We start from the raw sequence: 21,780 nt of genomic DNA, 5'->3' as shown, positions 1-21,780 counted from the left end.
CACTAGGAAATTATACAGAAGCTACGTCAAATTTTGAGAAGAGTGCATCAGGACGTATGGAAGCTAAAGATTATTCTGGCGCTGAAATAGATTATAAAAGTCTGGCGAATATTCATCAAGCAAATGGCACTCTTGAGAAGTATGAAAAAGACAATCAAGCTTCCTTAGAGAATAGCTTAAAGAATAATGATCAATCTGCAGAATTAAGCGCACGATTAGCGCTTGGTGGTGTGAATAGAGCACGAGGTAATCACAAAGAAGCGTTAGAACATTATGCAGTTGGTTATGATCTACAACAAGGTAAGGTCGATTATACTGCGGATAGGGTAGAACAGCATGAAGTTGGTTTTTCAGATAAGAAAATAGGCACTGATAATATACAACAATGTGTTGCTGTTATTCTTCATGATCCTATCACAAAAAAAACCGCCTTAGCACATGTTGATAAATTTACTGACACTACATCACTAGCAAATGTAGTCGCAAATTTTCCAGAAGGCACAAAATTAGATGCTTATTTAGTTGGAGGACGAGATCGGTCACCACAATCTAAAGCAGTATCAGATGATAATATAGCAAGAGTCACGGGAGAGTTAAGCAAACACGCGACAGTGAATATTAAATCCGCAGATATTGGTGATAAAGGAGCTCCATCAGGAATTGTATTTTATAGTATAGGAATTTCAAAAATTTTACCAAAAATATTTTTTTGAAAATTTTAAAATTTTCTTTAAAAATTTGGTTGTTAAATTGTGATATTAGAAATTATTGACACTTGTATAAAAATCTTCTCTTAAAATCTATCTCAAAATAGGCCAATTTTTTAAAATTATATTAACGTGGCGTGAAGCAACGGTTCACCATATGAATATCACCGAGGCGTTCACAATAATTCATTGATCTTCACTAATAACAAGGGTGGAGATAAACCGTAATAAACCTGTCTCAGGCTCATAAATTGATTACAGTTTGGACAAGATAACGGATCTTTTTTAAAGTTTAACCAAATCATTAATCTCCAGTTCAATGACTTGATTTTCTTAGGTATAATTTGGTTTATCGCCTTATATACAATAGGTAGTTGTATTCCTCTAGTTCTGTTAGATAAAAAGCCGTAGTACCTTATTATTCGAAAATAACGATCGGGTATGTGCATAATCAGGCTAGATATAAACTGCAGTACAGGCATTGTGACGTGATCAATCGTGTTATTGTAGTGGTCAAGAAATCTAAACGTTACTTGCAGTCCATCATATTCCTCTATTCTTGCCTCAGAAATAGGAGGTCGTTTTATATATCGCCCTAAATAGTTTATGTTGCGTTTATGATCGTCTGATGGTTTTTGCAAATAAACATACCAACTGATTTCATATAGGCCGATCATCCAGTTGTTAAAATCGCCATCATTTTGATATTTCGACGGTAATTTCAAATTACTTGAGGCGTATTCTGAGCGAAATAACTCAAGAATTCTATGTCTCCACATTTTTTTAATAGGCTCGGCAGGGAAAAATAATTTACGCCAATTACCCTTGCTATCTATACCGCCGCAAGTAACCGATAAATGGATATGAACATTACGTTTTAAATCTCTACCGAAGGTGTGCAGGGCAGTAAATATAGCGACTACAATCTTTTTCTTTGTTGCTATTTCCTTAATAATTCCGGCGGCAACAGCAGAAATTAATCCAAACAGATTGCGATTAAGCCAAAATATTGGCCATAATGAGTCGGGCATTGTAAATGTAATGTGCTGCCAACGTGTCTTTGGTAGAACATTGGTAGCTTTACTTATCCATTGATCTGTTTGCTTCTTACCGCAACGAGAACAAAATCTACCTTTACAACTAAATACTACTGATTTACCGTGATCACATGTAGGGCAGCTATAACTCTTAAATCCTAAATATTTCGTTCCGCACAATATAACTTTAGTAACGTTAAAGATAATACCATACCTCAGCTCGCTATATTTTTCAGTGAAATCGACGCCAATTACCCCGATCAAGAAAAATATGTTTTATAGAGATTCCTTTACCGATTATTTCCATCTTTTACTCTGATTATTTGTAATGACTTGCATATTACCTTTGATAACAGAAGTTGGCAAGAGATGTAAAAAGCTAAGCTGCCACCGATAGGTGGCTTATCTTGTCCTCAAACCGCTAAACTAGAACATGCAGTACCTGGCAAACACCATGAAACCACAGATGCAAGAAAATTATTACATAATCTAACGCCACCATTGAATTTTGCTTTTGATTTAACTAAATCTCCAGAAATGAAAGCTCCGGTATTTAGCGATTTAGACAAAGAATCATTGGTACAACGTCATTTAAATACTCCTAAAAACACGACCGTTGGTAATTCTTCAGAAACATGGAATGCTAATATAGCTAAACCCCTATAAAACGGTTATAACATGTACTTTGAGGACGTTCAACAAACTGTGTCAAACCTAGAAAGATAATTTTTTAATGATAAAAAATTATCTTTGCAACCGATTCAGGATAAAGATAAATTAATAAGTAATTTATCTTTATAAACTGTACAGAAAGCAGAGAGTTTGACATGAAGAAGAATATAAACAGTAATATAGCTAAACCTCTATAAAACGGTTATAATCAAAGGGTATAATTAAAATAATTGTTATGACATATTCGATAGATTTTAGAAAGAAAGTACTGGCTATCAAAGAAAAAGAGAAGATGAGTTTTGAATCAATATCAAAACGTTTTGGAGTAGGAAAAAACACGGTATTTGTATGGACTAAAAAAATATCTCCTCTAAAGAATAGGAATAGAGCTTCGAAAAAAATACCGATTGATAAATTGAGAGAAGACGTGGTGCAATATAGTGACGCGTATCAATATGAAAGAGCTGAGCGGTTAGGAGTGAGTAAATCTGGAATACAAAAAGCATTAAAGAAGTTGAACATTACGTATAAAAAAAGCTTTAAAACATCCGAAGGCAAAAGAAGAAGAGAGGTTAGAATTTCAGAATAAGATAAAAAAGTACGAGGCAGAGGAAAAAGTTATTGTCTTTACCGATGAGAGCGGGTTTGTCCATAGCGCGCCTAGAACTCACGGATATTCGGCAAAAGGCAAGAGGTGTTATGGTGTTCATGATTGGCATCCGTCAAAAAGAACTAATGTTATAGGGGCATTAGTAGGTAAATCGCTGCTAACCGTGTCAATTTTTGACGGCAATGTTAATACAGTTATTTTTAACAGCTGGGTAGAACAAGATTTAATACCGAAATTACCTAATAATTCCGTGGTTGTGACAGACAATGCAAGTTTCCATAAAAGTCCGTATTTAAAAACTATGATAGAAAAAGCTGGTCATATATTGGAGTACTTACCGCCTTATTCTCCTGATTTGAATCCTATTGAACCAAAATGGGCTCAAGCTAAATCTAGAAGAAGGAAATATCGCTGTGACGTAGACACTCTGTTTGAAAAGTACATGTTATAACCGTTTTATAGGGGTTTAGCTATAATTTAACTGAAGTTAGTTTAGCGCAGCAAGTAACAAATTTACCTTCGACACAAAATGAGGCGTTAGCCGAGATTGTTAGGGGTCTCTATCAAGGCAAACCATTACTTGGTAAAGGTGGGCTGTTAACAAATTTAGTTAAAGACTTAACACAAATAGCTTTGCAAGGTGAGATGGATTCTCATTTAGAAGAAGAGACGCTTGAGCAAGGCGGCAACCGCAGAAATGGCGTTGCTACTAAAACTATGAGAACCGGTAGTGGTGCCTTTGAACTTGAAGTACCCAGAGATCGCAACGGTAGTTTTGAACCACAATTAATTAAAAAACGCCAAACAATATTAAATGAGGAACTTGATAATAAAATACTAGCCCTTTACGGTCTTGGGACATCCTATGATGGGATAGCTAATCACTTACAAGAAATTTATGGGGTAGAAGTATCGGCAGCTACTATCTCTAGTGTAACTGATAAACTAGTGCCAATGCTAAATGAATGGCGAGCAAGACCGCTTGAATCGGTATATGCAGTGATGTTTTTAGATGCAATGTTTTTTAAAGTAAAGCAGGATAATAAAGTCATCACTAAAGTACTCTATAATATTATGGGCATCAACAGTTCAGGATATAAAGAGATACTGGGATTTTATCCCGCTGAATCAGAAGGAGCGCATTTCTGGCTTTCAGTATTAAATGATTTAAAAGCACGAGGAATTGAAGATATATTGATTGCCTGCATAGATGGTCTCAAAGGTTTTCCGGAAGCGATCAGTACGGCATTTCCTAGAACTGAAGTACAGCTTTGCATAGTACACCAAATTCGTAATTCATTAAAAAATGTTGCCAGTAAGAACCAAAAAGAATTCATGGTAGATTTAAAAACTGTCTATCAGGCAGCAAGTAAGGATTCTGCTGAGTATAATCTATTACAACTTGACGAAAAATGGGGTAAAAAATATCCAATGGTTATAAAATCCTGGCAACAAAATTGGGATAATTTAACCACTTATTTTAAGTACTCGAACGAGGTAAGGAGGCTGATTTATACTACCAACCCTATAGAGGGTTTTCATCGTCAAGTCAGAAAATATACCAAAACTAAAGGCTCATTCACATCAGAAAACGCCTTGTTTAAATTGATGTTTTGCGCTATAAAACAAATTACAGCTAAATGGAATATGCCGGTACCAAATTGGGCTTTGGCAATTTCTCAGCTGGATATTTATTTCCCAGACAGACTAAAATTTAGGAGATGATTTTTAAAATGACACAGTTCACCGAACACTCCCATTAGAGATATTGTAGTAAACCAGAATCTACTACCTATGTCTGAACAGTTCTGTGTTATTACTATAGCTAAACCCCTATAAAACGGTTATAACATGTACTTTTCAAACAGAGTGTCTACGTCACAGCGATATTTCCTTCTTCTAGATTTAGCTTGAGCCCATTTTGGTTCAATAGGATTCAAATCAGGAGAATAAGGCGGTAAGTACTCCAATATATGACCAGCTTTTTCTATCATAGTTTTTAAATACGGACTTTTATGGAAACTTGCATTGTCTGTCACAACCACGGAATTATTAGGTAATTTCGGTATTAAATCTTGTTCTACCCAGCTGTTAAAAATAACTGTATTAACATTGCCGTCAAAAATTGACACGGTTAGCAGCGATTTACCTACTAATGCCCCTATAACATTAGACCTCTTTCGAAACTCATTTACCAAGCTCCCAATTATATAAACCAGCAATTAAATTGAACCTAAGACCAAATCTTTTGCGTCTATTTCGATATTTATCAGCAATTATTTTAAAACGCTTTAACATACCGATAACATTTTCATTTAATACTCTGTCACTTGCTAAACTTCTATTATTTTTCTTATCTTCTTTAGTTAAAGCATTCTTTTTACTCTTTTTCTTTGGTAGCTCAGAATTTGTATGAATCTTCTGTAAGCCTTGATAACCAGTATCAGTAATCACTTTAACCTCAGGCAGTATATGGGTTCTTGATTCTTTAAATAATTTAAAATCATGACGCTTACCATTGGAAAAAGAAGTGCATATGACTCGTTTGCTTTTCTTATCTACTACTATTTGAGTCTTTAACGTATGTCTTTTCTTTTTACCTGAGTAATAGTATTTCTGTTTTTTTGGGGTCGCTCTATAGGGCTTTCTGTAGCATCTATTAAAACTAATTCATACTCCATACCGCTTTTAACTAGAGCCTTCTTACCTGGAAGAGCAAAATCCGGATGTTTTATTAGAGTGTCTTCAACAAAACGAATTGTTTTAAATGCACTGCTTTCGCTAACTCCATAATTCTTAGCTATATGAAAATAGGTACGGTATTCCCTTAAATATTCAAGTGTCATTAATAGGCTGTCTTCCATACTAAGACTAGCTCTTCTGCCACCTTGGTACCTCCTATTTATTTGTTTCTCTGTCTTTAAAATCCCTACCATCTTTTCAAATGTACTATTTCTTACCCCTGTTAATCTTCTAAAATGCTCTTCCGATAAAATGCTTAAATTTTTATATCTCATATAGTTCTAAATTAAGTAAATTCGACTTTATAACATATTTAGTCCAGTTTCGAAAGAGGTCTATTAGTTCTTTTTGACGGATGCCAATCATGAACACCATAACACCTCTTGCCTTTTGCCGAATATCCGTGAGTTCTAGGCGCGCTATGGACAAACCCGCTCTCATCGGTAAAGACAATAACTTTTTCCTCTGCCTCGTACTTTTTTATCTTATTCTGAAATTCTAACCTCTCTTCTTCTTTTGCCTTCGGATGTTTTAAAGCTTTTTTTATACGTAATGTTCAACTTCTTTAATGCTTTTTGTATTCCAGATTTACTCACTCCTAACCGCTCAGCTCTTTCATATTGATACGCGTCACTATATTGCACCACGTCTTCTCTCAATTTATCAATCGGTATTTTTTTCGAAGCTCTATTCCTATTCTTTAGAGGAGATATTTTTTTAGTCCATACAAATACCGTGTTTTTTCCTACTCCAAAACGTTTTGATATTGATTCAAAACTCATCTTCTCTTTTTCTTTGATAGCCAGTACTTTCTTTCTAAAATCTATCGAATATGTCATAACAATTATTTTAATTATACCCTTTGATTATAACCGTTTTATAGAGGTTTAGCTATATAATGTATGACCCACTTGCTAAAACAGTAGAAAAAATTAGACAATCCAATCCTAAAATAGTTGAAGCTGTTATAGAAAAAAACTTGGATTATAAGTTAAATCAAGGCTTATCAGAACAAAAGATCAATATTAATGAGCAGCAACGGCAAGAAATTAAAAGCAATTTATTGAGTAACGTTAAAGAATCCCTGCAAGATCCTAATAAATCTTTTTCTAAAATAGAGCAAGAATTAGAAAAAAATATTAAAGAAAATACCTCTAAATTAGCTAAGCCGGTAGAAGCACAACAAGAGCAAAGCACTTGGGGCAAGATTAAGAATGCAGTGGTAAAAATTGCGGAAGCCATTAAAGAAGTAGCAAGTAATATTGTCGATGCAGTAAAAAACACCTGGAAAACTATCACAGGAGGAAAGGCCGCACAATCACAGCAACCAAAAAAGGATGCTCCTCAGCAACCTGTGGCATCGCTACAAAAAGAGATAAATACTCCTCAACTAAATCAAGCTAAACAAAAAGAGCTGGATAAACCCACTTACTCTCCCGAAACTATAAAAAAGGTTGAGCAATTTCGTAACCAATCGCCGAGCAAATCTAATTCTAACACTCAACCATCTACTCCACAAAATCGTCAACAAAATCAAAATAAAGATCAAAGTTTTGGAAAATAATATATGAAAAGAATAGAAGTAAAAAGTAAAGAATATATAATTGTTACTCTGCAAGATGAATTGGTTTTATATACCAAAGAATTAAATCAAGAGATAGCTTATAGTATTTTTTCTGCTAAACTAGAAAAAGTTGCTCTTGCAAGAAATTTGGATCAAGATCAATTAATTAAGTTTTTTGCAGAAATTAACCCCAATAATATTCAGGATTCTGGATTAATAAAGGTGAATATAATAGGTGGTAATGAATCAGAAAGTTCTGTAGAATCTCTACATAAATTACTATTACAATTGCAAACTATTGATAATAACCAGGATATTATTGATATAAGATCGTGTGATAGTTGTGAAAAATTACATCCAAATTCATTTGAGTTAGATTGTTATCATGGAGGTATTCGCGGTATTACTATTTTATAATAGACCTCTTCGGAAACTGATTCTTAGTGGTAATTTTGTCGTCGAAATTTGTTTGCGCTTCTCAAATATATTAAATATTGAGCGGTGCTCAACTACAGGTCGAATAAAACTTCCTCGCTAAGAATCAGTTTCCGAAGAGGTCTAATATATAGCATTCGTAGCTCAATTGGATAGAGCATTGCCCTCCGAAGGCAAAGGTCGTTGGTTCGAATCCAATCGAATGCACCATTTTTGTAACCATTCAGCAGTCTGGCAAAAAAGCATGACAAAATAAATTTTAAGTGGTAAAAGTATTTATTAGCACTGCTTAAGGTTTATTTTGTTATGTTTTTTTGCCAGACTGCTGAACAGTAAGCGTTCACGGGTTTTTAAGATTGAACGTTAGTACAAGGCTTACAAAGCTACAACCACCGTCTGAGCTGAGGAGTGAAACGACGAAGCAATCCAGAAAATAGCTAAAAAACATTGATTTCAACTGGATTGCTTCGTCGTTTCACTCCTCGCAATGACGATTTTTTAATCCGTGAACGCTCACGCTGAACAATGATTACCCATTTTTATTCCACTTTTCCTTTCCTTGCGTAAGGTGAGTAAGTAATATAATATTCGAAATTAAAAATTTACCCTTAGGTTTAAATATCCAGTATTGGCGTAGAATTTTTTACTTCTAGTATGATCATATCCTAAAGTTACATCAAAAGCTTTTAACTGTAAAATCTGGACTGAGCCACCAAATACATAAGTTGTTTTTGCTGCTTTTGCTGATGGAGTTGTTGTTGGAGCTATTGCATCAATAATTGACACAACACTAGCTCCATTTTTTTGTTTGAGAATTTGACTTATATTAATATGTGCTTCTGGCACTATATTATAAGTTTGCATATTAACAATATAACTAGTTTTTATTCCAAACAGAGCTGATGTTGTATATGAATTTCTTTTGTCTATTTGTCTTGTTAAGGTGTCAGCACTGCCTTGTTCGCGATAACCCTTTACATTTAATTTATTATAAGAGATACCAGTACTTGGAATTAAGTGCCAATTTTCATTATAGCTGGTTTTATAATCATAGCCTGCTTCCATTTTACCACCGAAGATGGTGCCTTTGGTTTTTCCGTAAGCATTATTATGATTTAAATCGTTAGTATCTCTTGATTTTTTCATCTTACTAGTTCCGTACTGACCTTGACCGCTGATAAAGATATTATTTTCGAAATCATATAATCCATAAACAGTACCAATATAGTTCCTTACTCTATCTTTACTGATATGACCGCCTTTACCATTAACTGTAGTGTGAGTATACGAAAAAGCTGCTCCCAGTTTATGAGTGTTACCAATATCAGCGCCTACAGTCACGCCTGACTGATTTAGTTTATATGCTTGAATAAGGCCATATTCTTTTTGTTGTGCTTGAGTGATCATACCTTTAACCCAAACTCCGTAATGGTCAAACATACCGTCACCAGCAGCAACTCCATCTCCTTCTGCCAGATTTCCACCATTCATAGCAAGCACAGCAATTCTATTATCTACTAAACGTAAAACGTCTGTAGCAGTATTACGTAGTGCTTCAGCATATACACTTGTAGTATCAGGTTTTTGTACAGGTGGTAAAGCAGCTAACTTAGTGGCTTTATCACTGCCTGATAAAGATTGAGCTATAGGACCATTTGGATCAAATATGAAATTCTTAACGGCACCCATAGTAAAAGGATTTTCTGAATTTTTATATGTACTATCGATATATTGAATGGATATTTTAAGTATTTCTGCAGCGGCAGGATTTTGTTTAGCAACGCTACTAATCAACATTTGTTCTGCTTGAGCCGGTGTTATTTGTAAATCAGCAGCAAGCTTAACAAATAATCCGTCCATTGTATTTTTAAGCTTTACATTGATATTAACAAAGGCCTCTATAGCCGCCATTTCTGCAGCTGCTTTTTCCGGAGACACGCCGCCTAATGATAAAAAATACTTGCCAAACGCGTCTGGATTAGTCGAATTAGCTTTCAGTCCGGCTATAATTCCAGGCAGCTGTGTTGGATCTTTTATTTTGGCATACAATAGACCTCTTTCGAAACTGGACTAAATATGCTATAAAGTCGAATTTACTTAATTTAGAACTATATGAGATATAAAAATTTAAGCATTTTATCGGAAGAGCATTTTAGAAGATTAACTGGGGTAAGAAATAGTACATTCGAAAAGATGGTAGGGATTTTAAAGACAGAGAAACAAATAAATAGGAGGTACCAAGGTGGCAGAAGAGCTAGTCTTAGTATGGAAGACAGCCTATTAATGACACTTGAATATTTAAGGGAATACCGTACCTATTTTCATATAGCTAAGAATTATGGGGTTAGCGAAAGCAGTGCATTTAAAACAATTCGTTTTGTTGAAGACACTCTAATAAAACATCCGGATTTTGCTCTTCCAGGTAAGAAGGCTCTAGTTAAAAGCGGTATGGAGTATGAATTAGTTTTAATAGATGCTACAGAAAGCCCTATAGAGCGACCCCAAAAAAACAGAAATACTATTACTCAGGTAAAAAGAAAAGACATACGTTAAAGACTCAAATAGTAGTAGATAAGAAAAGCAAACGAGTCATATGCACTTCTTTTTCCAATGGTAAGCGTCATGATTTTAAATTATTTAAAGAATCAAGAACCCATATACTGCCTGAGGTTAAAGTGATTACTGATACTGGTTATCAAGGCTTACAGAAGATTCATACAAATTCTGAGCTACCAAAGAAAAAGAGTAAAAAGAATGCTTTAACCAAAGAAGATAAGAAAAATAATAGAAGTTTAGCAAGTGACAGAGTATTAAATGAAAATGTTATAGGTATGTTAAAGCGTTTTAAAATAATTGCTGATAAATATCGAAATAGACGCAAAAGATTTGGTCTTAGGTTCAATTTAATTGCTGGTTTATATAATTGGGATCTTGGTAAATGAGTTTCGAAAGAGGTCTAATGTATCAAAGAAAGTCTTGGCCACTGCAGGATAGTGTTGAAAAGCATTGCCAATTCCCTTACTATCCCTAGATAGCGCCATCAAATTAGATATTATAGCTACAACATCTCCAGCCTTTTGAGGTAGCGGATCATTCTTGAGTTTTACGATATTAGAAATGAGTTTTGTTACGTCAGCTGCTACGGTAAATAACTGTACAACCGGGTCAGGTGGTACTGAATCAGCAAGCACTGTTGTTGCTGAAAATGTGATAGTTCCTAGCATAGTAGTGGAGATCATTAATTTTTTATATTTTGTCCAATCTATTATTACAACAAAAAATTTTATCAATAATTTGAATATTAATAAATCAACAATTTATTATAGTTCATACACAATACTTATAATTGCATATCATGTTGTAAATTTATTATAATAATTGACTTAGAGTAATATTGATTTGGTGTGAATATTACCTAAAATTTGCGGCGCATTAATTTTCCTTGTTCTCTTTGCCAATCTTTGGCTTTAATGGATTCTCTTTTGTCGTGCAGTTTTTTGCCTTTAGCTAGTCCTAGCTCAATTTTGGCAATGTTCTTGCTATTAAAATATAAGGTTAATGCAATCAGAGTGTAACCTTTTACTCTGACTTTACCGATAATTTTTTTAATTTCTTTAGTATGTAGTAATAGTTTGCGTGGTCGTCGTGAATCATGATTAAACTGATGAGCTTTATCATATTCGGCAATATGACAATTATATAAAAATATCTCATTACCGGCATTAGTAGCGTGGCTATCGGTGATATTACCTTTGCCTTGACGTAATGATTGTACCTCGCTGCCTTTTAAAATAATACCGGCTTCAAAGCGTTCTTCGATAAAATAATTAAATAAAGCTTGTTTATTTTGTGCAATAATTTTTTTATATTCGGTCATTTTATATAAGTTCAATAGTATTTGAGATAAATACTACTATATGCGTATAATTAGTTAGAATCAAGAATAGTAGATAAGAAGTCTACTGAACTTTTTTGTTAGGCTCTATAAAATTTCCTTTCCAGAGCCTAATAGATTGATTACATAGATAGCACCAATAATAATTACAATAATGTACAATGCTATAGATAGTGAGATATTGGTAATATGCCATAAAGACAAACAGATTGCAGGAGTAAGTCGACCTACAGTTGCTGAGGCTAAAGCATTGCCGATGCCTACTACCAAATATTGATCTGGTGAATTTACCAGTTTCTTACACCAAAGATTTAGTGGACATAAAAACATAATTCCCCAGATTACTATCCATAGACGTACTGCTGTGACATACCATAGCGAAGCATGATTAAGACTATACCATAATGGAATAATAGTAATCGCAAGCACCATACATGAATTTTTCATAATTAACGCCGGAGGATATTTTTGTGCATATTTTCCGCATATTGGGATGAATAGCATATCAAAGATTAATAAACTGGTATTCAGGGCTAGCATTGTACTTGCGCTAATATTTGTAATTAACGGGATAAAACTGTTCATTACGATAAATGGTATGCAATAGGTAAGATAATAAATATTAATTACAGCGGCGATTTGTACAATAACTAACTTGTGCTGCCACATAACTTGAGAGAGATTCGAGTAGTTGCTTTTTGCGGCTGCTTGCAAAACATCTCGTTTATTAATTGAATATCGTCTTAAATAATAACCAGCCAATCCAGTACAACCTCCACACCAGAAGCAAATACGCCAGGCATCTTTGAATGTAGATAGTTCTACTAAATAAGCAGCAATGGAGGCGAGTCCAATACCAAGCATAATAGAGCTTTCATAAATAGACCTCTTTCGAAACTGGACTAAATATGCTATAAAGTCGAATTTACTTAATTTAGAACTATATGAGATATAAAAATTTAAGCATTTTATCGGAAGAGCATTTTAGAAGATTAACTGGGGTAAGAAATAGTACATTCGAAAAGATGGTAGGGATTTTAAAGACAGAGAAACAAATAAATAGGAGGTACCAAGGTGGCAGAAGAGCTAGTCTTAGTATGGAAGACAGCCTATTAATGACACTTGAATATTTAAGGGAATACCGTACCTATTTTCATATAGCTAAGAATTATGGGGTTAGCGAAAGCAGTGCATTTAAAACAATTCGTTTTGTTGAAGACACTCTAATAAAACATCCGGATTTTGCTCTTCCAGGTAAGAAGGCTCTAGTTAAAAGCGGTATGGAGTATGAATTAGTTTTAATAGATGCTACAGAAAGCCCTATAGAGCGACCCCAAAAAAACAGAAATACTATTACTCAGGTAAAAAGAAAAGACATACGTTAAAGACTCAAATAGTAGTAGATAAGAAAAGCAAACGAGTCATATGCACTTCTTTTTCCAATGGTAAGCGTCATGATTTTAAATTATTTAAAGAATCAAGAACCCATATACTGCCTGAGGTTAAAGTGATTACTGATACTGGTTATCAAGGCTTACAGAAGATTCATACAAATTCTGAGCTACCAAAGAAAAAGAGTAAAAAGAATGCTTTAACCAAAGAAGATAAGAAAAATAATAGAAGTTTAGCAAGTGACAGAGTATTAAATGAAAATGTTATAGGTATGTTAAAGCGTTTTAAAATAATTGCTGATAAATATCGAAATAGACGCAAAAGATTTGGTCTTAGGTTCAATTTAATTGCTGGTTTATATAATTGGGATCTTGGTAAATGAGTTTCGAAAGAGGTCTAATATAAGAAGTTTGTAGTGCCTTAGCATCAGATTTGCCTTCCAGAATATATAATCTGGCGATAACGTGTTCTCCTTCCGCAAAAATTCCCTGAACAAGTCTAATTATAATTAGGCTTGCTGGCGCTAACCACCCGATAGTGTTATAATCAGCTAGAAACCCGATCATAGTGGTAGTGATCGCCAGACCAATCAAGGAATAATATAAACCTAGATCTGGAGCACGACGTGCAACCGTGCCGAAAATTATCGCTCCTAATGGTCTAGTAAAAATTGAAGTAGCTAGAACAGAGTAGGCCATTATTAATTGTACTGTTTTATCAGTATTGGGAAAAAAGAGCGGAGCTAGATGTGGTGCTAGGAGAGTATATAAAGTAGTGTCAAAATGATCTAAACTGTTGCCGATCAAGATTGATAGGTCTTTTTTGGTAAGGTCGCGCATGTATCCCTCTTTTGGTTTTTGATCACCAGAGGGAAGGGCAGAGGTTGTTTATCAATAGTCTGAGCTGAGAAGAGCACGAAGCTCATCTCAGATATTTAATGAAAGCAACACTCTCCCTCCGCAGACATTACTCCGAACAGGTTCTAAGGGTTTTTCTCAGCCTAAGAGTACTTATAACTAAGTTTTTTTAGCTATAAGTGCTCTTAAGCACCCCTGGTGATAATAATGACCTCTTTTGAAACTCAGCGAAGAGAGAGATTTGTATACAGTTCGGCACTCACCTCGCGTACCCAAAGTACGCTGCGGTTTTGCGCATCCTGTCTCCTTCAAATCCTCTCTCTTCGCTGAGTTTCAAAAGAGGTTTAATTAACTATATATAAGTGAATATAAATATTGTCAATGGCAAGTTTTAATGCAGAGTTCTAGACCAGTCCGGATCAGAAGCATCCTTAGGTGTTGGGATTTCTAGTTCATTGTAGCCGGTAAGATCTATGGAATATATTCGATTTTTGCCGGCAGTATTTCCTCTTGGTGGTTCACCTTTAGCAAACATAATTACTCGACCATTACCTGCCCAAGTTGCACCTTCGACTAGATAACCATTGGCAATAATTCTTTCACCAACATTTTCAGCATTTGTTGTCGGGTGCATGACCCCGATAGTAAATCCTCCACTTCTGGTCATTTTAGTGAAAGCAATATAATCACCACGTGGTGACCATGATGGTGCGGTATAGAACCCGCCGCCAAAGCTGATCCGCTCAACATTTGAACCATCAGCATTCATAATATAGAGCTGTCTTGAGCCACTGCGATCAGAATTAAATGCAATTTTACTATTATCTGGAGAATAGCTGGGTGAGGTATTAATGCTGGATCCTTGAGTCAGTTGCGTGATACGCATTGTTTGAAAATTTATAGAAAAAATGTGAGTAGAACCATGTTTTGCAATCGACATTAAGGCTTTACTGCCATCTGCATTAAAACGTGGGGCAAAAGACATACCAGGAAAATCGCCTACAACAGTATCTTTGCCAGTTTTTAAGTTACGCATATAAATCCGCGGAATTTTACGAGCATAGGAAATATATAATAATCTATCACTTTGTGGTGAGAATCTTGGCGTTAATACCAAATCTTTGCCATCAGTTAAATATTGATGATTAGCACCATCGTAATCCATAACCGCAATGCGCTTTACTCGTTTGAGGTATGTGCCAGTTTCAGCAACATAGGCAATTTTGGTGTCAAAATAGCCTTTATCACCAGTAACCTTCTCATAAATTTTATCAGCAATTTTATGTGCTACTCGACGCCATAAATTAGCAGGTATCTCAAATACTTCACCAACTATGTCTTTTTCTAGCACCGTATCCCATAAAATAAAACTAACTTTCAGTTTGCCATGCTCACCTTGAGTTACTTCACCATTTAATAATAAATTGGCGTTTATTTGTCTCCAAGTTACAAATAATGGTTTATGTTCAATGCCAATTTTATGTTCAATGAACGCTGCTCTAGAGATTGGCTTAAATAATCCTGATCGCTTTAAATCGTTGGCAATAACATTGGTGATATTATCACCGGTTATATTATCTGCGCTATTATCCGCATTGAAATGATTAATTGCCACCGGAATAGGATCTGCATGACCACGGTTGATAGTGATAGTTTCGATGGCTTGACTGTTAAATGCAATTAACAATAATAATATGCTAAAAAATAGGCGAATCATTTTAATATAACTCCAAATTCTGTTCGTAGAGCCTAAGGCTCATGGATATTTATCTTAATAGCTCACTAGGGTCAAAAAGAAAATTAAATTCTTTCCAGATACTATAACGTTCAGCTGATAAATTTTCAAAAGGACTAACTTGCCATACTGCTCTCATGGCACTATTGGCAACCATCATACAAGCGTCTGGTGTCGCAGCTCCACAAAATTTGTTTTTGATTTGTACTTGCGTTACGGTACCATCTTTATTCAAAGCTATGTATAACGTAATTCTAACTTGTTCAATATTTGCGGTACCAGCTGGTACATTCCAATGTTTTTCAATTTGTTGTTTAATTAAAGCTATCTCACTGATAGATAAAGCTAAGTTCTCATCATACGAACCTTTTGATTCTTTGTCTACATCACCTTGTTCTGATTTTTTTGCATGTTTAGTTGATTTGTTATTATTACCATCAGATGATTGCTCTAAAGTCTTAAGTAGTGAATCTAGATCTTTATCATTGATAATTTTTTTCTTTTTATCTGGTTTTGCAGTAGGTTTGCTTTCCTTTTTTTGGCTCTTAAGTGGTTCTTTGGGAATTTGCTTTTCTGGCTTAGGTTCAGGTTTAGGTTCTTTTTTTTGAATTGGTTCTGGTTTTTTAATGTTAATAGCTTCTTCTTTGACTATAGAATTTTCTTTTGGTAATTCTGGTTCTACTATTGCAGGTTTTGGAGTTTCTGTGGCAGTAGCTGTCGGTTCTTTTTTTACAACTGGAGCTGGGACTTCAAGAACGGGATCGGTTTTAGTGTTTAATATTTTTTTTGCGTCCTCAACTTTTTCTGGTTCAGGTTGTTGAACCTTTTTAGTAGGTACGTTTGATATAGCACTAGTTGGTAGCATATCAAAGGTGATCACCTGTTCTTCTTCAAGTACTTTAGTTTCAAATGCCCAACCAAATATTACTATGTAAAACACCAATAAATGCACAGCAAGAGAACATGATAATGCTAGAAGCGAAGTATTATCATTATTTTTCATTGTGTTTAATATTAGAAATAAGTGCTACTTTTGAAAAACCGGCAGCATGAATTTCAGCAATGATTTTTACAATCTCGCCATAAGGTGCTGCCTTGTCACCTCTGATAAAAATTCTGGTATCTTTTTTTTCTGCGGTGATTTGAGTAAGTTTTTCTGCTATATGGGTACGTTCTATTTTGGTTTCAACTAGAAAGAGTTCACCTTTTTTGTTAATAGTTAAAACTAGCGGTTCATCTTGACCTGAAATTGGACTGGCTTTTGTTTCCGGTAAATCAACGTTAATACCGGCCACTAGCATTGGCGAAGTAACCATGAAAATTACTAATAATACCAACATCACATCAACTAGCGGGGTGATGTTGATCTCGCAGCTTATGCTACGCCTACTGCGTCTATTATATTGTGTATTTGCTAGTTTAAAGGCCATAGATTATGCTTTTTCCTTAACTTTATCATATAAGAGGACAACAAGTTTATGTCTCGTGAATTTGAAGTGTTCGATAAACCATACCTCTCACTTGCACTCAGTCATTGGTTCTCTCGTCATTGCGAAGAGCTTCAGGCAAAGCCTTCGCAATGACGACTTGTTCATTGAACATTCTCAAAATTTTGAGTTGGTATAGACGAAGGTCAAAATTGAAGAAGTGCTAGGAGTATTGAAGTCGAGCAGCGGAGCGTACACTTGAGTACGTGAGCAGCACAGATCTTCAAATACGACAACGCAATTCTCAATTTTCACCGAGTCTATCATATTTTTTCTTCATCAATAGCTCTAGATAACAGAGTATTTAATTCTCCTACAAAATCATCCATCTTATTACTAATTGATATTACCTTATTCATTAAATAGCTATGAAAAATTACAGCAGGAATCGCCGCAAGCAAACCAATCGCAGTAGCAAGCAATGCTTCGGCTATTCCTGGTGCAACTACTGCTAATGAAGTGTTTTTTGAAGCAGCAATGGATTGAAAACTATGCATTATTCCCCATACGGTGCCGAATAATCCGATAAAAGTTGCGCTTGAACCTACTGTAGCCAGGAAAGTCAAATTTGTTTCCAGTTTTTCTAGTTCACGGTCTCGTATTAAATGCATGGATTGTAAAATCCGTTCTTTTTGACCAATTTTTAAGAAAGAGTCCGTTTGATTTTTTCTGCTACTACGCTTGCATTCATGCATGGCTCCAACAAATATTGCGGACAATGGGTTGTCAACAGCGTTCTTGATGTTTTCATATAACTGATCCAGAATTTGTCCAGACCAAAATACTGCCTCAAAAGCAGTGATTTTTTTTTTAATTTTAATTAGACGTAAAGTTTTATCAAATATTATTGTCCATGACCAGATAGAGACAATAATGAGTAATAGCATCACTGATTTACTGACAATATCTGCAGAAGCTATTAGTGAAAAGATAGAAGAATTATTACTAACAGTAATATTAGCTACTTCGTTAACGGTTATGGTACTCATTGTGATTGCTTAACTAAATAATTTAATTATAGATAAATAACTTATTATAAAATATAATTTTAATAACAAAGATAAAAATTGGGGAAGTAGATTTGTTGGCAAATAAGATTTGCGACGAATTTGCGTTGATTGTTCCAGAAGGTCAAAAACTAGCCCTTTTAAACTCACAAAATCATAAGAATAAATGTCAAGTGATTCTATCACTTGATTATAGATAGCAATAAAACTGAAAAGTAGTTTTGCTACCAACAATGAGTTTGGAAAAGAAGTTTATTTATAAAATAATTCTCTACTATTTATCCAGCAAGTACATTTATTATTTTACGTCCTTTTTTGTGGGTAAACTCTACCTTACCTTCGATTAAGGAAAATAATGTATGATCTTTACCAATGCCTACATTTTGGCCAGGATGAAATTTTGTCCCACGTTGTCTAAAAATAATGTTACCAGGTATAACATATTGTCCATCAGATTTTTTAGCACCTAGTCTGCGACCAGCGGAATCTCTGCCGTTTCTAGAACTACCACCAGCTTTTTTCGTTGCCATCTTTCAATACCATTTATAATAAAATCGAAATATTATTTCTTTGTAATATCTAAAATCTTTATTTCTGTTAATTCTTGTCTATGTCCAGCAGTGCGTCGATAGTTTTGACGACGTTTTTTCTTGAATACTAGTATTTTATCATCTTTAAGCTGGCTAGTAATTTCAGCTGTTACAAGTGCATCCTTAACAATAGGAGTGCCAATAAAAAATGCTTTTGATGCTTCGCCAATCATCAATATTTCATTAAATTCAACTTTCGCCCCGGGAATACCATCAATTTTCTCAATTTTTATTTTGCTATTTCTAGCAACTTTATATTGTTTTCCACCTGTTCTAATGACTGCAAACATATTAATAATCAAATTACATTTTAAAAATACTAAGGTAGTATATACTATAGACTGCTTGAGTCAATAGTAATTTAGGCTGTATTAAAATTATAAAAAATTTCACATGTTTTTTACTAGATTTCTAATATTGATGATAGCTATTTTGTTGTCGTATATAATTCTTTCTAAGCCTTTATTACTGGAAGACACAGATTTTTCTCGAATAGTTTTAGATAGAAATAAAAAACTAATGCGTTTGACTATTTCAGTCGATCAGAAATATAGATTATATACATCACTAGATAATATAGCGCCGCAGTTTATCGAAGCAGTGTTGTTGTATGAAGATAAATATTTTTATAGCCATATAGGCATTAATCCTATTGCTCTATATAAAGCTTTTGTACAGACATATTTTGGAGGTAATCGTAAAGTTGGTGGTTCCACTATTACTATGCAGGTGGCTAGATTGAAATTCAAAATTAAATCTAGTAATGTCTTAGGCAAAATTTGGCAAATAGTAAAAGCTCTGCAGTTAGAATTACATTATTCAAAGAAGGATATATTAGAAGCCTATTTAAATTTAGTGCCATATGGTAGGAATATTGAAGGAGTAGGAGCAGCAAGCTATATATATTTAGGTCGTCAAGCACAGGACTTAAACTTATTTGAAAGTTTAAGTCTGGCGGTTATTCCTCAGAATCCACTCAAAAGAGCTCCAAATAGCGGAGTAGCTAATAATAAAACTTTATTAGCCAGGAAATTTTTATTTGAGCAGTGGCAGGAGTTGCATCCGCAAGATAAAGTTTATAACAAATTATTTGATTTGCCAGCTAAATTTAATTCTATACAAGATTTACCGTTTATAGCACCGCAGTTTACGTTAAGAATGCTTGCTACTAATAATCATCGTAATATTACCACTACAATAGATAAAGAAATCCAGAATTTTATTGCTCGTCAGCTTGAGGTTTACGTAAATACGTCAACAATTTATGGCATCAAAAATGCTGCTGCATTATTGATAGATTTTACTACTATGGAAGTGCTAGCAAGTGTTGGTTCAGCTAATTTCTCTGATGTTACTATTCAAGGTCAGATTGATGGGACAAGAACCAGGCGTTCCCCAGGTTCGACTTTAAAGCCATTTGTCTATGCTTTAGCTTTTGATCAAGGGTTAATTCATCCACTAACGCTATTAAAAGATACACCATATAATTATGGTAATTATTTACCAGAAAATTTTGACGGTGATTTTATCGGGCCTATTAGCGCTAAGGATGCGTTGATTAAGAGTAAAAATGTTCCGGTATTATATCTCGCTTCTAAATTGTTCAACCCAACTTTTTATGAATTTTTAAAAAAATCTGGAGTTGGCAAGTTATTGCCTGTAGATAAATATGGATTATCATTGGCTCTTGGTGGAGTAGAAGTTACCATGGAAGAGCTAGTAAAATTATATGCTATGCTTGCAAATATGGGAGTATATCAGGAACTTAAGAAAGTAACAGAGGTGCAGCCAAATAATTTTGGTATTAGTTCGCTATTATCACCGGAAGCTAGTTATATAACTCTAGACATATTAAAGAGCGTTGCAAGACCTGGATTAAATGCCAATATGTTGGGTAGTACAGCAATAAATTTGTCAGTTTATTGGAAGACAGGAACTTCTAGTGCGTTCCGGGATAGTTGGGCTGTAGGTATATTTGGTAAGTATGTGCTTGCAGTGTGGGTCGGTGATTTTCAGGGAAAAGTTAAGGGGCAGTTTATCGGCGTAAAAACGGCAGCACCATTATTTTTTAATATTATCGATTCTTTAACTGGTATAAGTCCGATTGAAGATTTAATTAGCTATAAAGTGCCATCATTAAAAATTACCAAGGTTTTAGCTTGCGCGGATACTGGCGATATAGATAATGACTTATGTCCTATTAAAACTGATAGCTGGTTTATTCCGGGCAAATCACCAATTAAGCCTAGCGGTATATATAGAAAACAAGAGAGACAACTGACATCCAAAAATAATTCTTATCAGATCAACAAATTTTGGTCTAGTGATCTGAACCAGATAAGTATAAATAAAAATCTTTTGTCGGCCACTACAAGTGTTTATGGAATTAGCAGTAATAGTTACCAGAAACCAGAAATTACCTCTCCTCTGAAAAATGTCGTTTATTCACTTAAAGTCAGTAAATTTATTACTTTTTCAGCGATTACTGATGCAAATGTTGCAACGCTATTCTGGTTTGTAGATGATCAATTTATTGCTAAAACCTATGCAGCAGAATTCTTTTTATGGCAGGCAACTATCGGTAAAAAAATCATCCGGGTCATTGATAATAATGGTTATAGTCATACTAGAGTTATAATAGTAGAAAATTAGTTATCATTTAGATCGTCATCATATTGTATTTGCGAGTTTTTTCCTGAAATATTTGCTGAGAACGGGTTATTTTCTTTGTTTTCGATATTTTTTTCTAAGTTAAAGCGCGCAGTTACCACTGGGTCATTAAGTGTTTTAACAAATTCTTCTACACTGACCTTTTGTCCTTGCATCATCGCTATAACCAATAGTTTTACTTGCTCTGAAACTCCATTTTGTTTGATTTCTACAATTTTTTTTAAATAATATTCTTTTTCTTGTTCTGAGGTAGGTATAGGTGATTTCTTTTTCATAATATTTTCCTGAAGTTTATGAACTATAAAATTTATGGCTACCTTATACATTAGCAATATTACATAATTAAACGTAATTTAACTAGATTATGTAAAATATCTATC

The 21,780-nt window shown here is 34.4% G+C and carries 26 protein-coding genes, 1 tRNA gene and 1 riboswitch; of the genes, 10 read left to right on the top strand and 17 right to left on the bottom strand.

Features of this window, described 5'->3' with window-relative positions; genetic code table 11:
• Nucleotides 1–230 precede the first annotated feature (230 nt).
• The gene (locus R2I74_RS03505) at nucleotides 231–713 is read left to right on the top strand and encodes a hypothetical protein (RefSeq protein ID WP_316355267.1); all 483 of its coding nucleotides are present in this window, start codon (nucleotides 231–233) and stop codon (nucleotides 711–713) included.
• 170 nt (nucleotides 714–883) lie between these two features.
• On the opposite strand, the gene R2I74_RS03500 is transcribed toward R2I74_RS03505, so the two are convergent.
• On the bottom strand, nucleotides 884–2,008 hold the full coding sequence (locus R2I74_RS03500; protein WP_316352999.1) for an IS91 family transposase: 1,125 nt from the start codon (nucleotides 2,006–2,008) through the stop codon (nucleotides 884–886).
• A 149-nt stretch (nucleotides 2,009–2,157) separates the two neighbouring features.
• Nucleotides 2,158–2,313 carry a hypothetical protein gene (locus tag R2I74_RS03495; RefSeq protein ID WP_316353997.1) on the bottom strand — a complete coding sequence of 52 codons (156 nt, stop codon included), beginning with the start codon at nucleotides 2,311–2,313 and terminating at the stop codon, nucleotides 2,158–2,160.
• 338 nt (nucleotides 2,314–2,651) lie between these two features.
• On the opposite strand from R2I74_RS03495, the gene R2I74_RS03490 reads away from it, so the two are divergent.
• From R2I74_RS03490 to R2I74_RS03480, 3 genes are all read left to right on the top strand, one after another.
• The gene (locus R2I74_RS03490; protein ID WP_316353116.1) at nucleotides 2,652–3,005 is read left to right on the top strand and encodes an IS630 transposase-related protein; all 354 of its coding nucleotides are present in this window, start codon (nucleotides 2,652–2,654) and stop codon (nucleotides 3,003–3,005) included.
• Nucleotides 2,944–3,477, top strand: a complete 534-nt coding sequence (locus R2I74_RS03485; RefSeq protein ID WP_316355231.1) for an IS630 family transposase — start codon at nucleotides 2,944–2,946, stop codon at nucleotides 3,475–3,477. The genes R2I74_RS03490 and R2I74_RS03485 overlap by 62 nt, the downstream gene beginning before the upstream one ends.
• 95 nt (nucleotides 3,478–3,572) lie before the next feature.
• On the top strand, nucleotides 3,573–4,751 hold the full coding sequence (locus R2I74_RS03480; RefSeq protein WP_458693310.1) for an IS256 family transposase: 1,179 nt from the start codon (nucleotides 3,573–3,575) through the stop codon (nucleotides 4,749–4,751).
• 119 nt (nucleotides 4,752–4,870) lie between these two features.
• Here R2I74_RS03480 and R2I74_RS03475 read toward each other — a convergent pair whose 3' ends face one another.
• The 3 genes from R2I74_RS03475 to R2I74_RS03465 form a co-directional block, all read right to left on the bottom strand.
• Entirely contained in the window at nucleotides 4,871–5,224 is a 354-nt protein-coding gene (locus R2I74_RS03475) for a transposase (protein ID WP_316353996.1), read from the bottom strand.
• Nucleotides 5,214–6,043, bottom strand: a protein-coding gene (locus R2I74_RS03470) for an IS5 family transposase (protein ID WP_316353063.1) whose coding sequence is annotated in 2 segments (ribosomal slippage) — nucleotides 5,214–5,653 and nucleotides 5,653–6,043 — 831 coding nt in all. Because the reading frame shifts where the segments join, the coding sequence is not laid out codon by codon here. Before R2I74_RS03470 ends, R2I74_RS03475 begins: the two co-directional genes overlap by 11 nt.
• Before the next feature lie 210 nt (nucleotides 6,044–6,253).
• Nucleotides 6,254–6,607, bottom strand: coding sequence for an IS630 transposase-related protein (locus R2I74_RS03465; RefSeq protein ID WP_316353116.1), 354 nt, complete (start codon nucleotides 6,605–6,607; stop codon nucleotides 6,254–6,256).
• Between the two features lie 59 nt (nucleotides 6,608–6,666).
• On the opposite strand from R2I74_RS03465, the gene R2I74_RS03460 reads away from it, so the two are divergent.
• The 3 genes from R2I74_RS03460 (at nucleotide 6,667) to R2I74_RS03450 (ending at nucleotide 7,977) form a co-directional block, all read left to right on the top strand.
• A complete protein-coding gene (locus R2I74_RS03460; protein ID WP_316353995.1) occupies nucleotides 6,667–7,332 on the top strand; it encodes a hypothetical protein in 666 nt (221 codons plus the stop codon).
• Between the two features lie 3 nt (nucleotides 7,333–7,335).
• Nucleotides 7,336–7,749: a hypothetical protein gene (locus R2I74_RS03455; protein ID WP_316353994.1), complete on the top strand. Its 414-nt coding sequence runs from the start codon at nucleotides 7,336–7,338 to the stop codon at nucleotides 7,747–7,749.
• 151 nt (nucleotides 7,750–7,900) lie between these two features.
• A tRNA-Arg gene (locus tag R2I74_RS03450) sits at nucleotides 7,901–7,977 on the top strand.
• 384 nt (nucleotides 7,978–8,361) lie between these two features.
• Here R2I74_RS03450 and R2I74_RS03445 read toward each other — a convergent pair.
• Entirely contained in the window at nucleotides 8,362–9,816 is a 1,455-nt protein-coding gene (locus tag R2I74_RS03445; RefSeq protein WP_316353993.1) for an autotransporter outer membrane beta-barrel domain-containing protein, read from the bottom strand.
• A gap of 63 nt (nucleotides 9,817–9,879) precedes the next feature.
• Between R2I74_RS03445 and R2I74_RS03440 the strand changes: the two genes are divergently transcribed.
• Nucleotides 9,880–10,709, top strand: a protein-coding gene (locus tag R2I74_RS03440) for an IS5 family transposase (protein WP_316353078.1) whose coding sequence is annotated in 2 segments (ribosomal slippage) — nucleotides 9,880–10,270 and nucleotides 10,270–10,709 — 831 coding nt in all. Because the reading frame shifts where the segments join, the coding sequence is not laid out codon by codon here.
• Here R2I74_RS03440 and R2I74_RS03435 read toward each other — a convergent pair.
• From R2I74_RS03435 to R2I74_RS03425, 3 genes are all read right to left on the bottom strand, one after another.
• Entirely contained in the window at nucleotides 10,683–11,057 is a 375-nt protein-coding gene (locus tag R2I74_RS03435; RefSeq protein ID WP_316353992.1) for a hypothetical protein, read from the bottom strand. The genes R2I74_RS03440 and R2I74_RS03435 overlap by 27 nt on opposite strands.
• Before the next feature lie 125 nt (nucleotides 11,058–11,182).
• Entirely contained in the window at nucleotides 11,183–11,644 is a 462-nt protein-coding gene (gene smpB, locus R2I74_RS03430; RefSeq protein ID WP_316353991.1) for an SsrA-binding protein SmpB, read from the bottom strand.
• A gap of 105 nt (nucleotides 11,645–11,749) precedes the next feature.
• A complete protein-coding gene (locus tag R2I74_RS03425; RefSeq protein ID WP_316353990.1) occupies nucleotides 11,750–12,526 on the bottom strand; it encodes an MFS transporter in 777 nt (258 codons plus the stop codon).
• Nucleotides 12,527–12,606: 80 nt separating this feature from the next.
• Here R2I74_RS03425 and R2I74_RS03420 point away from each other — a divergent pair.
• Nucleotides 12,607–13,436 (top strand): IS5 family transposase gene (locus tag R2I74_RS03420; RefSeq protein WP_316353078.1). Its coding sequence is split into 2 segments (ribosomal slippage): nucleotides 12,607–12,997 and nucleotides 12,997–13,436, totalling 831 coding nucleotides; the frame shifts between segments, so codons are not numbered across the junction.
• On the opposite strand, the gene R2I74_RS03415 is transcribed toward R2I74_RS03420, so the two are convergent.
• From R2I74_RS03415 to rplU, 7 genes are all read right to left on the bottom strand, one after another.
• Nucleotides 13,393–13,893, bottom strand: coding sequence for an MFS transporter (locus tag R2I74_RS03415; protein WP_316353989.1), 501 nt, complete (start codon nucleotides 13,891–13,893; stop codon nucleotides 13,393–13,395). The genes R2I74_RS03420 and R2I74_RS03415 overlap by 44 nt on opposite strands.
• 95 nt (nucleotides 13,894–13,988) lie before the next feature.
• Nucleotides 13,989–14,118: riboswitch (TPP riboswitch) on the bottom strand.
• A gap of 184 nt (nucleotides 14,119–14,302) precedes the next feature.
• On the bottom strand, nucleotides 14,303–15,625 hold the full coding sequence (gene tolB, locus R2I74_RS03410; RefSeq protein WP_394355851.1) for a Tol-Pal system beta propeller repeat protein TolB: 1,323 nt from the start codon (nucleotides 15,623–15,625) through the stop codon (nucleotides 14,303–14,305).
• A 52-nt stretch (nucleotides 15,626–15,677) separates the two neighbouring features.
• Entirely contained in the window at nucleotides 15,678–16,649 is a 972-nt protein-coding gene (locus R2I74_RS03405) for an energy transducer TonB (RefSeq protein WP_316353985.1), read from the bottom strand.
• Nucleotides 16,639–17,076, bottom strand: a complete 438-nt coding sequence (gene tolR / locus R2I74_RS03400) for a protein TolR (RefSeq protein WP_316353984.1) — start codon at nucleotides 17,074–17,076, stop codon at nucleotides 16,639–16,641. Before tolR ends, R2I74_RS03405 begins: the two co-directional genes overlap by 11 nt.
• Before the next feature lie 320 nt (nucleotides 17,077–17,396).
• Entirely contained in the window at nucleotides 17,397–18,122 is a 726-nt protein-coding gene (gene tolQ / locus R2I74_RS03395; RefSeq protein ID WP_316353983.1) for a protein TolQ, read from the bottom strand.
• 296 nt (nucleotides 18,123–18,418) lie between these two features.
• Nucleotides 18,419–18,670: a 50S ribosomal protein L27 gene (rpmA, locus tag R2I74_RS03390; RefSeq protein WP_316353982.1), complete on the bottom strand. Its 252-nt coding sequence runs from the start codon at nucleotides 18,668–18,670 to the stop codon at nucleotides 18,419–18,421.
• A gap of 32 nt (nucleotides 18,671–18,702) precedes the next feature.
• A complete protein-coding gene (gene rplU, locus R2I74_RS03385) occupies nucleotides 18,703–19,020 on the bottom strand; it encodes a 50S ribosomal protein L21 (RefSeq protein WP_316353981.1) in 318 nt (105 codons plus the stop codon).
• Nucleotides 19,021–19,123: 103 nt separating this feature from the next.
• Here rplU and pbpC point away from each other — a divergent pair, with 103 nt between their 5' ends.
• Nucleotides 19,124–21,382, top strand: a complete 2,259-nt coding sequence (pbpC, locus tag R2I74_RS03380; protein ID WP_316353980.1) for a penicillin-binding protein 1C — start codon at nucleotides 19,124–19,126, stop codon at nucleotides 21,380–21,382.
• Here the strand turns inward: pbpC and R2I74_RS03375 are convergent.
• Entirely contained in the window at nucleotides 21,379–21,726 is a 348-nt protein-coding gene (locus R2I74_RS03375; protein ID WP_316353979.1) for a hypothetical protein, read from the bottom strand. The genes pbpC and R2I74_RS03375 overlap by 4 nt on opposite strands.
• Nucleotides 21,727–21,780 lie beyond the last annotated feature (54 nt).

It is taken from the genome of Candidatus Trichorickettsia mobilis (assembly GCF_963422225.1).
Classification (GTDB): Bacteria; Pseudomonadota; Alphaproteobacteria; order Rickettsiales; family Rickettsiaceae; genus Trichorickettsia; species Trichorickettsia mobilis_B.
The sequence above is the reverse complement of the archived record's forward strand: the minus strand, read 5'-3'. Positions and strand labels throughout refer to the sequence as shown.